9 protein-coding genes are annotated in these 13,224 nt (G+C 50.2%); 2 read left to right on the forward strand and 7 right to left on the reverse strand.

Features of this window, described 5'->3' with window-relative positions; all coding sequences use genetic code 11:
- On the reverse strand, positions 1–1,936 hold a 1,936-nt coding region (locus Q0460_RS09790; protein WP_299086550.1), incomplete at its 3' end, for a ribonucleoside-diphosphate reductase subunit alpha.
- Between the two features lie 385 nt (positions 1,937–2,321).
- On the reverse strand, positions 2,322–3,770 hold the full coding sequence (locus Q0460_RS09795) for a DUF945 family protein (protein ID WP_299086551.1): 1,449 nt from the start codon (positions 3,768–3,770) through the stop codon (positions 2,322–2,324).
- 138 nt (positions 3,771–3,908) lie between these two features.
- Here Q0460_RS09795 and Q0460_RS09800 point away from each other — a divergent pair, with 138 nt between their 5' ends.
- Both Q0460_RS09800 and recJ read left to right on the forward strand, forming a co-directional pair.
- Positions 3,909–5,540, forward strand: coding sequence for a CTP synthase (locus tag Q0460_RS09800; protein WP_297949522.1), 1,632 nt, complete (start codon positions 3,909–3,911; stop codon positions 5,538–5,540).
- Complete coding sequence (gene recJ, locus Q0460_RS09805; RefSeq protein ID WP_299086552.1) at positions 5,530–7,110, forward strand: single-stranded-DNA-specific exonuclease RecJ; 1,581 nt, start codon at positions 5,530–5,532, stop codon at positions 7,108–7,110. The genes Q0460_RS09800 and recJ overlap by 11 nt, the downstream gene beginning before the upstream one ends.
- Before the next feature lie 399 nt (positions 7,111–7,509).
- Here the strand turns inward: recJ and Q0460_RS09810 are convergent, their stop codons facing one another.
- The 5 genes from Q0460_RS09810 to Q0460_RS09830 all read right to left on the reverse strand — a co-directional run bounded on the left by Q0460_RS09810 (position 7,510) and on the right by Q0460_RS09830 (position 13,178).
- Entirely contained in the window at positions 7,510–7,839 is a 330-nt protein-coding gene (locus Q0460_RS09810; protein WP_299086553.1) for a cupin domain-containing protein, read from the reverse strand.
- 66 nt (positions 7,840–7,905) lie between these two features.
- Positions 7,906–10,746 carry an NnrS family protein gene (locus tag Q0460_RS09815; RefSeq protein WP_299086554.1) on the reverse strand — a complete coding sequence of 947 codons (2,841 nt, stop codon included), beginning with the start codon at positions 10,744–10,746 and terminating at the stop codon, positions 7,906–7,908.
- A complete protein-coding gene (locus Q0460_RS09820; RefSeq protein WP_299086555.1) occupies positions 10,739–11,428 on the reverse strand; it encodes an ATP-binding cassette domain-containing protein in 690 nt (229 codons plus the stop codon). The genes Q0460_RS09815 and Q0460_RS09820 overlap by 8 nt, the downstream gene beginning before the upstream one ends.
- A complete protein-coding gene (locus Q0460_RS09825; RefSeq protein WP_299086556.1) occupies positions 11,428–12,225 on the reverse strand; it encodes an ABC transporter permease in 798 nt (265 codons plus the stop codon). The genes Q0460_RS09820 and Q0460_RS09825 overlap by 1 nt, the downstream gene beginning before the upstream one ends.
- Positions 12,219–13,178, reverse strand: coding sequence for an ABC transporter substrate-binding protein (locus Q0460_RS09830; protein WP_299086557.1), 960 nt, complete (start codon positions 13,176–13,178; stop codon positions 12,219–12,221). Before Q0460_RS09830 ends, Q0460_RS09825 begins: the two co-directional genes overlap by 7 nt.
- Between the last annotated feature and the right edge of the window lie 46 nt (positions 13,179–13,224).

A 13,224-nucleotide genomic window follows, 5' to 3' on the forward strand; every position in this document is an offset into this window, starting at 1 on the left:
TTACTTTCTCGCGCAGTCCGTCCCAGTCGCAGCTGCTCTGCTCAAAAAGCCCGCCGCGCTTAACGAGCACTTTGGCGTTTTCGTTCGCTAAATCGATCGGGAAAATTCCTTCGCTCCACTTCGAGCCCGCAAAATCAGGGTATCTGCCCTTTTCTACGGCTAAATTTGAGCTTGCCTTGATCGCGTTAAAGCTCACGTTTTCCATTATCCTATCGATCAGCTCGAAGTGCTCGTAGCTGCCCCACTTCACGCCGCGCTCGGCAAGCATCTGCGCTTCGCCCATTACGCCGAGCCCTATCGCGCGGGTTTTTAGATTGGTGTATTTGACCTTGGCGTGCGGGTAAAAATTTAGATCGATGACGTTATCGAGCATCCTCACGGCGATCGGCATCACGCGAGCTATCTCCTCGCGGCTGTTGATTTTGCTTAAATTTACGCTTGCGAGGTTACAAACTGCCGTCGCGCCCTCGCTGCAGCCCTTTTCTACGATAAAAATTTCTTTGCCGCCCAGCGTGTCTAGCGCGGTGATCTTTTTCGCCTTTTTTACGATGCCCGCGTCGGTTCTTATATCCTCGTTTTCCTCAAACAGCCTCTCGCTGCCGTCGGCAAATACGACCTTAATTTTATAGTGGTTCGGCGCCGTGTTTTGAAAGATCTCCGTGCATAAATTTGAGCTCCTGATTAAGCCTTGATGCGCGTTTGGATTGATGCGGTTGGCGTTATCTTTGAAGCACAAAAAGGGCATGCCCGTCTCAAAATAGCTCGTTAAAATTTTCTTCCAAAGCTCCTTTGCCAGGATGGTGGATTTTGAAATTTTATCGTCGGCCTCGTATTGCTCGTAGCGCGCCTCAAATTCCGCACCATATAGATCGCTCAGATCGCTTACTTCGGCGGGATCGAAGAGCGTCCATTTGCCGCCGCTTTGAAGCCTTTTCATAAACAGATCGTTTATCCACAGCGCGGGGAAAATTTCATGCGCGCGACGCCTCTCTTCGCCCGAGTTTTTGCGCAGATCTAAAAAGTCGCTCACGTCCATATGCCACGGCTCGATATACACGGCGATAGCGCCCTTGCGCGTGCCCAGCTGATCGACGGCGACGGCGATGTCGTTCGTGATCTTTAAAAACGGGATGATGCCGCCCGCTGCGTTTTTATGCCCGTCGATACTGCCGCCCATCGCGCGCACCTTGCACCAGTCCCAGCCGATGCCGCCGCCGAATTTGCTCAGAAGCGCCATCTCTTTGTAACTATCGAAAATTCCTTCAATATTATCGGGCGTGCTTCCCACGTAGCAGCTGCTTAGCTGATGTCGCGTCGTGCGGGCGTTTGAGAGCGTCGGGGTAGCCAGCATGACTTCAAATTTAGATATAAGATCGTAAAATTTCTTCGCCCAGCTCTGGCAATCAAGCTCGTTTTGCGCAAGGAACATCGCGATCGCCATAAACATCTGCTGCGGAAGCTCGATCGGCGCGCCGCTTTTATCCTTGATGAGGTAGCGATCGTAAAGCGTTTTGATGCCGAGGTAATTAAACTGCAAATCGCGCTGCGGCTGCAAATAAGAATTTAGATCCTCTAGATCGTATTTTTCCTTTAAGCCGAGCATTATGCGACCCGACGCCTCGCCGCGAGCGAAGTAATCCCCCAGGCTATTGTAGCCGCTAAAGCCCGTTACTTTGTGATACAGATCGTATAAAAATAGCCGCGCGGCGACGAAGGTCCAGTTCGGGCGGTCCACGTCGATCTTTTCGACTGCGGTTTTGATGAGGGTTTGTTGGATCTCCTCCGTGGTGATCATATCGCGAAACTGGATCTTTGCGTCCACCTCAAGCTCGCTAAGGCTTACGTTTTCCAGACCCTCCACTGCCTCGCTCGTGTATTTTTTGATCTTACTTACGTCAAGTTCCTCGGTTCTGCCGTTGCGTTTGATTACTTTCATATCGTTCCTTGAAATTTAAAAATGCAAATTTAGCGTTAGTTTCCCAATATAAAATACGTCGTCAAAAGAGGTGGCGTAATAAATGCCGCTCATAATCCCGCCGTCTTTTAAATTTACGCTAGCTGCGCTGCAAAATCGCGCATTATAGCCAAAATTGCTTAAGCCTATCTGTCATTGTAGGTATGAGATTTTGGCTTGTAAGTTTTAAAATTTAACGAAGCGGGCGGAAACAATGCGGTAAAATTCGAGCGGAATTTTATGGTAGCGGTGCGAAATTATGCAGGTAAAAATTTACGCGAAGCTTTGCGAAATTCTGCGCCGAAAAAGTAGGAAATAAAAAGAGCTTTGCAGGCAGGTTTAAATTTTACCCGCAAAGCTTTAAAATTTAATTGTGCGGTAGTGGGATAGGCTTTCCGTTTAAGATCATAGAGTTGCTTGCCTTATCGAAGCTAAACTCCATCTTAACCCCATCTCCATCAGGCTTAAGAAACTGCGAGCCGTAAACTTCCGCCATCGGCGCAAAATCGCGCAAGCTGTCATAAGGCGATAAGAAGTCCGTGATGGTCGTATTTATCGTAGCTTTGCCATCCAAGCTCATACGCTTAAAAAGCTGCGTCTCGTCGATGTAGCCGCCTACTAGCGCGCTTGCATTAAAAGCAAATTTCTTGCCGAGGCTATTTTCAAACGAAAAATCATTCACGTTGATTTTCATATCATCTTTTAGCAGCTTCATAAAAAGCTCTTTATTTTCCGCTAATTTTTCGCCTTCTTGCGGATTTGAGATAACAGACAGATATTTTTCGAAAAGTGCTGCGCTAAAGCTGGTATCGACGCCCAAATGGATGTTTCGCACTAGCACATCGGCGATTTTTAGGCTTTGGGCTTTATCGCTTTCGTTGAAATTTAAAATTCCATCTTTTACGCGGTAGCTACCTTCTGTGCTCATATCCGTAACTACGACGAAGCGCTGCTTATCTACAGTTACGACGAGCTCTTTTGTGCTGCCTGCAAAATCTATGTCATTCAAAAAGAGCTTAGTTATATTATCGTCTAGATCTTGGATGCCGTTTTTAAAGTTTGCCTCATAGATAAGATCCTTCACATCAAGACCCGAATCCTTGCCGTCGTCTATAAAAATTTCACCGATTTTAAAGCCCAAGGCTTTTATCGTTTTACCGCTCATATCGCTCGTGCCGTTTAGGCTAAGGCCTGCAAGACGTCCCATTCCGCCATCTTCGAGCACATTTATATCGGCTAGCTTTGCGCTAAATTTAACCTCTGTAGGTCCGTAGTTTAGATGCGTGCTAAGCGGCGCGTCAGTCTTAAACAGCTTCTTGCAAGGTTCTGCGTAATATGGCGTCTTAATCGTTAAAATTCCGTCGCTCTCAAATCCATCCGCAGCGTTTTTTACGCTATGCTTGATAGTGTAGTCATAGCGAAAAGCAAAATCTTCCGGGAAAATTTTAGCAGGATCTGGCTCGTCCGTATCGTTGCTATCTTGCGCGCCTGCTTTTTCCTTTAGCTTGCTAAAGCCTTCAGCAAGGCTTTTTTGTAGTTTCTCTTTTTTTACTACGCCTTCGATAAAGCCGCTCGAGTTGCTATCTCCCGGATAAAATTTAGCGCTCTTAGTCTCGAAAATTTCGTTTCTAGCGATAAATTCCGCAATCTGCTGCTCAATTGCCGCGCTGGCACTCTTGCCGACCGCACCGTCAACCGTTTTGGTTATGCTATCGTTTACACTTTTAGCTACTCCCGTTTTAGCGTCCTTCGTCGCCACAAAAACGCCCACTATAAGCGCTACGATGACCACTAAAGCCGCGATGATCTTTTTCATCATCTCTCCTTTAAATTTAAAATTTATTTGGGTGCGTATTTTGCCGTAAATTTCTAAAATTTTCAAATTCTAGCTTAGTGTGCTTTAACCTAAAAGAAGTTATAATCGCGACATTAATATCAAAATTTAGGAAAACTTATGGCAAAACAAACGAAATATATTTTCGTCACCGGCGGAGTGCTGAGCTCGCTGGGTAAGGGCATTGCGGCGGCGTCGATCGCGACGCTTTTAAAGCACGCGGGGCTTAAAGTGCGCATCCTAAAGGCGGATCCTTATATCAACGTAGATCCCGGCACCATGAGTCCGCTGGAGCACGGAGAGGTTTTCGTCACCGACGACGGCGCGGAGACCGATCTGGATTTGGGGCACTACGAGCGGTTCTTGGATGAAAATTTAAGCCAAGACAACAACTTCACCACGGGCAAAGTTTACAGCTCCGTCATCGAAAAGGAGCGCAGAGGCGATTATTTGGGCAAGACGATACAGGTGATCCCTCACATCGTAGGCGAGATCGTACGCCGCATAAAAAAGGCGGGCGAGGGCAACGACGTGCTGATCGTCGAGATCGGAGGCACCGTGGGCGATATCGAGGGGCTACCGTTTTTAGAGGCGATCCGCGCGATGAGAGTGGAGCTGGGTAGGGTAAATACGATGAATATCCACCTCACGCTCGTGCCTTTCATCAAGGTAGCGGGCGAGCTCAAAACCAAGCCTACGCAGCATAGCGTAGGCGAGCTGCGCCGCATCGGTATCAGCCCCGATATGATAATCTGCCGCTCCGAAATGCCGCTAAATCGCGCGCTTAAAGATAAGATCGCGCTAAGCTGCGGCGTAGATAAAAACTGCGTCATCGAAAGCCCCGATAGCGCGAGCATCTATCAGATTCCGCTTGCGTTTTTGAAGCAGGATATTTTAACGCCGATCGCGGAGACTTTAAGCCTAAACAAGCTCGAAGTCGATATGAGCAACTGGGACAGCCTCGTTAAGCGCGTCATCGTGCCTACGAACGAAACCACAATCGCCTTCGTCGGCAAATATATCGATCTAAAAGAAAGCTACAAATCCCTCACCGAGGGGATCATCCACGCAGGCGCGACGCTTGATACGCGAATAAGCTTAAAGTGGGTAGATAGCGAAAAAATTGAAGCAAGCAATGTGGATGAAATTTTCCGCGACGTAAACGGAATTTTGGTCGCAGGAGGCTTTGGCTCGCGCGGGATAGAGGGTAAAATTTTAGCCATAAACTACGCACGGGTGCATAAGGTGCCGTTTTTGGGCATCTGCCTGGGGATGCAGCTTGCGATGGTGGAGTTTGCGCGCAATGTTTTAAAACTGAAAAATGCCAACTCCTCGGAATTTGACCCGCAGACCGAAGATCCGGTAATCTACCTCATCGACAGCTTCATCGACGCAAGCGGCAAAAAGCAGATCCGCACGCATAAATCCCCTATGGGCGGCACTATGCGGCTAGGCGGCTATGACTGCGACGTCAAAAAAGGCTCGCTTTTGGGTAAAATTTACGGCGAGCAAAAAACCATCCGCGAGCGCCACCGTCACCGATACGAAGCCAATCCGAAGTACCGCGCCGAGTTTGAAAAGCACGGTCTTATCGTCTGCGGCGAAAGCGACGGGCTTATCGAAGCGGTCGAGCTAAAAAACCATCCGTTTTTTCTGGGCGTGCAGTTTCACCCGGAATTTACCAGCCGTCTAGTGCGCCCAAATCCCGCTATTTTGGGCTTTATCGAAGCATCTATAAAAAATGCTAGGTAAAAATGAGATAAGGGAAATTCTAAAATCTAGATTTGCGAATGATCGGCATACTAAAATTTCTGAAATTCCCTTACCCTGCGATCTTAAGGATACCTATAAGGCGGCTTTGCGCATAAAAACTGCCATCGAAGAAAACCAGCGCATAGCCGTAGTCGGCGATTACGACGTCGACGGTATCGTAAGCACCGTCATAATGAGCGATTTTTTCAATCAAATAGGAGCGGAGTACGTCATTAAGATTCCTAACCGCTTCACCGACGGATACGGGCTAAACAGCGAGATTATAGGCGAGCTTGAGGATGTGGATCTCATCATCACCGTAGATAACGGTACCTCCGCGACGGAAGCCGCCGAAATTTGCGCTCAAAAGGGGATCGATCTCATCATCACCGATCATCACATGCCCCCGCCCGTGCTGCCGAGAGCTTACGCGATAATCAATCCGAAGCAGCCTGACTGCACCTTCCCAAATATCGAAATTTGCGGCGCGCAGGTAGCGTGGTATCTCGTAGGCGCGCTAAAAGAAACCCTCGGCGTGAACTACGATATGGCAAGCTCGATGGATATCCTCATCATCGCCATAATCGCCGATATGATGGAGCTGCGCGATATGAACCGCGCGCTGCTGCGCTTCGGCATCAAGCGGCTAAATAGCTCAAACCGCGCCTGCTTCAAGGCGATTAAGGAGCATTATTTTAAAAAGCACTTCGAATTCGACGATATCAGCTACACGATCGCGCCGCTAATCAATTGCACGGGGCGGATGGACGATGCGACGATGTCGTATAACTTCCTATGCGCCAAAAATATCAGAGAGGCAAACCACTACCTAGAGACGATAAATTCCATCAACAACTCGCGCAAAGAGGAGGAGAAAAGCCTCTACGACGAGATCGTAAAAAGCGTCGATCCGAACGACAACGTCATCGTCGTGTGGGGTCCGCAGTGGCACGAAGGGATCATCGGCATCGTCGCAAGCCGCCTAAGCAAGACCTACAAAAAGCCCGCGATCGTCTTTAGCGTAAACGACTCACGTGCCAAAGGGAGCGCACGTAGCATCGGCAAATTTGATATTTTAGAGCTGATCTCCTCGCAAAGCGAAATTTTAACGACCTTCGGCGGACACAAGGGCGCTGCAGGTGTGGGGATCGATCCTGCGCTACTTCAGGAGTTTAAGCGGCGCGTAAATGAGCGTATCACGCCCAAGGATCTGAGCGATTTTAGCGCGCAAGACGATCTGCTGGGCGAGCTGGACGCGTCGCAGATAGACTTTGAGCTGCTTGAAATTTTGGAATTTTACGAGCCCTACGGGCAGAAAAATCCGCGCCCGCTCTTTTGTATCAAAGGCGCGCGCGCCCGCAATATCAGGGAGATCGGCAAGGAGAGCAAGCATATCAAAATGGCGCTTGATAAAAACGGCAGCAGCGTCGAGGCGCTGTTTTTCAACTACGACTTTTTGCCGCGCGCGGGCGAGCGGGTCGACGTGATCTTTACGATTAGCAAAAACAACTTCCGCGGCACGATCACGCCCGAGCTCATTATCAAGGAGCTAACCCCGAGCGAAAGCTAAATTTTAAAATTTTAGACCGCCTTGCCGTGCATTTCGCGCCGGACACGGCCTTTAAATTTAACGCTCGATCTATGAGCTACACGCATTGCGCACTCGGCGGGTTTGCCCTACTACAGCGTCCATCTGCTCTAATCGCCCGATATGTATTGCACGCCTGGCGCGACTTTAAAATTTAACGCGCGAGCTATGGATCTGACTTGCATGGTTTGCAAAACAGACGAAATTTTTGGGCGCGGTAAAAGCAAAATTTAAACGTTTTTGAAATTTTAAAATTTTGCGAGGGCGAGCGGGAGCGGTCTGAAACAAACAGAACAACCCTACGAATGGAATTTCGGATAAAATTTTATGAAGCGGCGGGCGGGCTAAATTTAAAATTTGACCCGCCCTTAAGCTTAGAGGCTAAAAAACCACTACTAAAAACCACTTAAACGGCACCGGAGCGAAGATCGCGTGCGGCAAGCCCGCAGGCATGACGATGCTTTGTCCCGCTTTTACGCGGTGCTTCTGCCCGTCGATCGTGAAATCGCCCTCGCCCTCAAGCACGTAAACGAACGCGTCGCCGTCGGATTTGTGCGAGCTGATCTCCTCGCCGCCGTCGAAGGCAAAAAGCGTCATATTCAGCGCTGGATTTTGCGCGAGGGTGCGCGAAATCACCTTATGAGGGGATACTTCGACTAGCGAAGCAAGTTCTACGACCTTAGCGGCGTCGATATTTTTGATGTGTTGCATAAGTTCTCCTTGAAATGAAATTTGATCGATTTTAGCTAAAATTTGGCAAGCTCGCTTTGATGATTATCAATCCGGATCCGCGCTGAAAGGATTTTTCAGAAAGATCGGAACGAAGCTTATCAGATATAGCGCGACCGCGGCGATGAAAAGCGCCGAGGGGATCATCACGTATAAAACAAAGCTCTCGCCCGCAAAAACGGCTCTTAAAGCCCCCGCGAGTAGAGCCAAAACGAGCGCTGCGCGGCTTAGGCGCGGGAAGTTTAGCGGCGAAATTCCGCTGTGGCGCTGTCCGGCGATCATTCCTACGAAAAGTATCGCTCCGTAGATATAGCAGATCGCGATGACGTGCAGCGGCGCGGCAGAGTACCCTCCGCGGATCAGCGCCGCGCCCAGCCACAGGTATCCCACCGCGCACGCAGCCTGCAGCGCGTAGTAAAACGCCATATAGTGGCGGCTTAAAATTTCGGCGTAGTGCAGCTCGCGAAGCTTCGCCAAAAACAAAAACCCGATGCCAAGTGCGATAAATCCGCATACCGCCTCGCTTAAAAAGGGCGTCGCGAGCGCCAAAGCGAAGGCGAGGAAAGCGGCTAAATTTTTGTAAATAAAATTTGGAATAAAAACGGCATCGCTTAGCCCCGCCTCCCTTAATGCTTCGTTGCCGATGACGACGCTTATGCGGTAGCTTACGACGGCGATCGCCGCAACGTTGATATGCACGAAGCTAAGTAAAAATTTCTCATCTCCGCTCGCGCCGTAGGCGGCAGAGCAGGCGCAAAACGCCGCTAAGACTGCTAGGATGCTAAAATTATTCGAGTTTTTATCCAGCCACAAAAGCCATGCCGCAAAGATGAAAAATATCGCCCAAAACAGCGCCACAATCGCCGCCGCGAGCCGTAAATTTAAAAAGCTCGCGATAAAAGCTGCGATCAGGCAGGCGGCAAAGGCAAGCGAGACGGGCTTTAGCGAGCCCTCGAAGTTCGTCCAATCGGGCAGCGCGGTAAGCAAAAACGCCGCGTAGATGCACGAAGGCGCTAAAAACAGAAAGTAAAACTTATGAGCGGCGACATAATCGATCGCTAGCGCATCGGGCGCTAAAAAGCTAAGCGCGCCCAGCGCCGCAAAAAAGCAGGCGCAAAGAACGAAGGCGCGCATCGGATGGGAGAAAAAATTTCTCGCGCGCTCATCTTTAAATTTAGGCGCGTAAAAGCCTAGCTCTTGCTGCTGCACCCCGCACGGCTCCGGATTTTTGAGCTCCTGCGGCGAAACAGGCTCGGTTTGGTTTTGCGTGGAATTAGCTTTGGAATTCCGATCGGAATTTTTAATGCTCTGCGAGAAGCTCAGCTCGGAATTTGACTCAGCGCTTCTGCCGTTTTGTGAGAAATCCCACGCGAAATTTTGATTTTTAAAGCTTTGCGGGCGGGCGGGTTTGAAATTTTGACTTTGATCGGAATTTTTGATGCTTTGTAAGAAGCTTAGTGGGAAATTTCGTTCGGAATTTTTAATGTTCTGCGAGAAACTCGGTTTGGAATTTGGCTTGGCGCTTCTGCCGCTTTGCGAAAAACCCTGAGTGGAATTTTGATCGTAGCTTTTACCATTTTGTGAGAAGTCCTGCGCGAGGTTTTGATCTTTGAAGCTTTGCGCAGGCTCGGCTTCTCTATCACGAGCGGAATTTTTAAAATTTCGCGTAAAATTTAGATCGGAAATTTTGAAATTTTGCGCGGGTGCGGCTTCCAAGCTCCATGTAAAATTTTTAAAATTTTGTGCGGCTTCGCAACCTCCGTGCCGTAGGCCAGGTCCGCACGGTATGCTGAGTGCTGTCTCAAAGTAAAATCTACGCGGCGCGAGAATTTTACTTTCAGAGCCTAGTCTGCGCGGTGTGGGGGCTTCGCGCCCAAAACTCGTCAAATTGTGCGGCTCGGCGCTCTTATCAGCACCTTCACCGGCGCGGATTTGCTTTTTTAAATTTGCAAATTGCAGCGCGGTGGTAAGGTTAAATTTCTTCAAATTTACGGGGCTAAAATTCTTAAAATCGCGTGCGACATGTAAACTCAAAAAATTCTGCACCGCACAAAACGTGCCTAGAGCCGGATTTTGCTCGCTACCTAGCCTGTCTGCACCGCTAAGCGGCGAGCGGTAGGCGCTCAAAACGGTTTTTTGGGCGCTGAACTGCGCGCTAAATCCGTATGCATCAAAACCGCAACGCGAAAAGGCGTCTCGGTTCGCGCCAAATTTGTAGTACAAATGGACGCCCCGCTTCGTGCCAACGCGACGCAAGCAAATGTCTGCATTGAAATCGCGCTGCGAGCGGACGCTCATACTAGATTGCAAACGATCACTCGTGTTAGAGCTGCGTCGCAAACGAGCGATCGCGCTGGGATCGCGGCGTGAGCGGACATCTCGGTTCGCGTCAACGCATCGTAAGCAAGCGCCCACGCTAGAGCTATACCGCGAGTAAGTACTTTCGTTAGAGCCGCAGTATGTATCGCTGCTAAATTGCGCTAAATTTCGCGCGGTAAAACCGCAGCACACTACGCCGTTCAAGAGCACGCTCACGCTATAATCGCAGTTCGCACGGCTGCGCAGTTCGTATTTCGGTGTGATAAAACCGCGGTGCCCTGCATCCTGTGTGAGGCTGTGTCTGCCCGCGCCGACATCGATACATCCAGAACCCCGCAAAAGCTCGCGCCTGCGCGCATCCAGATCGTAGCGCCCGATGTCCCGAAAAAGCCCATCTATGCGAGCGCTGAGGTCGTCGCAGCTAGCGCCTGGCAAATGCCCGTGTTCGTACGCGCTCAGAGCACGCTGTGCGCCAAAGTCCCGCTTGCTCGCGCCCAGGCCGAAACGCAAGTTTAAATTTCGTGCGGAGCCTCCATATTTGCGCGCATCAAAGATAAAATTTCTACTCATAATAGCTTACTCCCCCGAACTGCTCGCTTACCACGCGCTCTTCGTACCGCTCGTCGCGCGCGCTTAGCGGCTCATTTAGGCTCACGACGCGCCTAAGCCCCATCCCTTTGGGCTCAAGCTCGATGATCTCGTGGCTTAGACGTGCGGCTTCGAAGCGGTCGTGGGTCACCAAAAGGCAGGCAAGCCCCTCGCACTCGATCTTTGAGACTAAAATTTCGATCAGCACGCCGCGCAGATCGCGATCTAGACCTACAAACGGCTCATCAAGCAGCGCCAGATCGCAGCCGCTAAGGATCGTGCGCAAAAACGCCGTGCGCTTTTGCATGCCGCCGCTTAGCTCGCGCGGGAATTTATTCAGATCGCTCGGGCTTAGCCCGATCTTTGCGGCGAGGGCGTAAATTTCGTTCACGCGGGAGGGGCTAAAAATTTCGATATTTTTAAGCGCCGTGAGGTTCGGCAGTAGGCGGTTTTCTTGAAACAAAAAGCTGATTTTCTTAAAGCCGTTTTCGATCTGCCCGCTTTTTTTATCCTCCAGTCCGCAGACCAGCCTCAAAAGCGAGGTTTTGCCACAGCCGCTGGGGCCAAAAAGCGTCTTTACTTCGCCTGCGTACAGCCGCAATGAAAAATCGGAAATTATAACGTCGCGCAGAATTTCGTAGCGCAGATTTGAAATTTTTAGCATCATCTGCTCCACGGCATCAGTAAAATTTCAAGCGGCTTGGTCACGAGATAATCGAAAAGCGCCGTAAAGGCTATGACTAGGCACACATATGCCATGACCTCGACCGTATCGATATTGACGCGCGCTTCGGCGATCTTTGCGCCGATGCCGTCGTTCGCGCCCAAAAGCTCCGCCATCACAAGCACCTTCGCGCCGTTGCTGACCGCGACGTAGATCGCAGGAAGCAGCCGCTCGATTAGGTGCGGCGCGTAGAGGTAGCGCAGTTTTTTTAAAATTGAGCTTTTGTAGCTATCGAAAAGCTCGGTGTATTCGGCGCTCACGCTAGCCATCGCCTGCGCCGCGGACGCAAAAGTCATCGGCGCGACGACAATAACGACGGTAAAAAGCACGCTTGTATCGCCGAAATGAAACCAAAATATCGCAAGCACGATCCAGACGATGGGCGGAGTCGAAAGAAGCACGGTAATTAGCGGGTTTAAAAAGGCTCGCAGGCTTTTGAAATACCCCGCCGCAAGCCCGCTGCAAATCCCCGCAAAAAGCGCGAGGAAGGTGCCTACAAGCGCGCGCTTAAGCGACAAAGCTAGATCGTTTGCAGCGAAATTTTTTAAAATTTCGCACGCCTTAGAAAAAACAGCCGCGGGTTCTGGCAGAATGAGCGGCCCGTAAGCCTCGCTCGCCACTTGCCAAATGGCTATGAAAAAGCACACCGCTCCTAGGCTCGCAAAGCCGCCCCACAGATAGTCTATGACGTAAAACGCGGGGTTTTGAGCTTTGCGAATTTTATCGATTTTTAGCATAGAAAAAACTCGTCCTTAGGCATCGCGCCGCCGAGGAGCTTAGGGTTAAATTCCATCAAAATTTCATAAAATTTCAAAAGCTCGTCCTTGATCTCGCTAGGTTTTTTGACGCATAAATTCGATGTATCGATGCTCATAAATATCGCAGGCGGCGGCGCAGGGAAAAAATTCGTCCCGATCGCCGCGGCGCTTTGTTTGTTCGCTTTGATCCACACAAGCGCGTCTGCCAGATCGGCATTTAAAATTTCAAAATCCGCCTTTTTTGCGGCGTAAAAATCTGTATCTGCGATGATGCCTGCTTGCGGGATGATGGGCTTTACCGAAAACGCCTGCGCCCACATATCGCTTAAATTTGTTCCTCGTTGCACGGCGATACCCGATACTTTGCCCTTTAAGATCATGGCGCTTGCTAGCGGCTCCACCGTGATCGCGACGTCGTAGTCTTTGGCCAAAAACAGCTGCGCGCTCTCTGCGGGGCTGGCGGTGTAGTCGATATTCAGCCCGCTAATGCCCTGCTTTTTCGCTATGGCTCGCACGATGATGTCTAGCATATCGTTTTTAAAAGGCATTACGATCTTTTTGCCCTTCAACTGCGCAAATTCCGTTATCTTCTCGCCCTTGCTCATCACGAAATTTAGCCCCTCGGTGAGGATATTTACCATACCGATCTTGCGCCCCTGATTTGCGAGGTTCACCCCCACGTTGCTAGGGCTCATCATGACCTTGTACTCGCCGTTTGCCACGCCTGCGCGCAGCTGATCGGGATCGCGCCAAAGCTCGAGTTTGGCGTCGTATTTTTTGCCGATCTGCCCCTGCATGCACGCAACGCCGATGATAAGGCTAGGCATCGCGGGCGCGCCGTAGATAGTGAAGGCCTCCTTCGCAAAAAGAGGGCTAGCAAGCCCGCTAGCCGCCAACGCAGACGTTAGTTTTAAGAAATTTCTTCTTTGCATTTTCTCCTCTTTTCATTCCTGCCAAACGGCAAGATTTTGATAATCG

The organism is uncultured Campylobacter sp. (assembly GCF_937980635.1).
GTDB lineage: Bacteria > Campylobacterota > Campylobacteria > Campylobacterales > Campylobacteraceae > Campylobacter_B.

Bases quoted from the DNA above. Each gene is read 5' to 3' on its own strand.
- Q0460_RS09825 (WP_299086556.1), bottom strand. From the start codon at position 12,225: ATGCTAAAAATCGATAAAATTCGCAAAGCTCAAAACCCCGCGTTTTAC.
- recJ (WP_299086552.1), top strand. From the start codon at position 5,530: ATGCTAGGTAAAAATGAGATAAGGGAAATTCTAAAATCTAGATTTGCG.
- Q0460_RS09820 (WP_299086555.1), bottom strand. From the start codon at position 11,428: ATGCTAAAAATTTCAAATCTGCGCTACGAAATTCTGCGCGACGTTATA.
- Q0460_RS09810 (WP_299086553.1), bottom strand. From the start codon at position 7,839: ATGCAACACATCAAAAATATCGACGCCGCTAAGGTCGTAGAACTTGCT.
- Q0460_RS09830 (WP_299086557.1), bottom strand. From the start codon at position 13,178: ATGCAAAGAAGAAATTTCTTAAAACTAACGTCTGCGTTGGCGGCTAGC.
- Q0460_RS09800 (WP_297949522.1), top strand. From the start codon at position 3,909: ATGGCAAAACAAACGAAATATATTTTCGTCACCGGCGGAGTGCTGAGC.
- Q0460_RS09795 (WP_299086551.1), bottom strand. From the start codon at position 3,770: ATGAAAAAGATCATCGCGGCTTTAGTGGTCATCGTAGCGCTTATAGTG.
- Q0460_RS09815 (WP_299086554.1), bottom strand. From the start codon at position 10,746: ATGAGTAGAAATTTTATCTTTGATGCGCGCAAATATGGAGGCTCCGCA.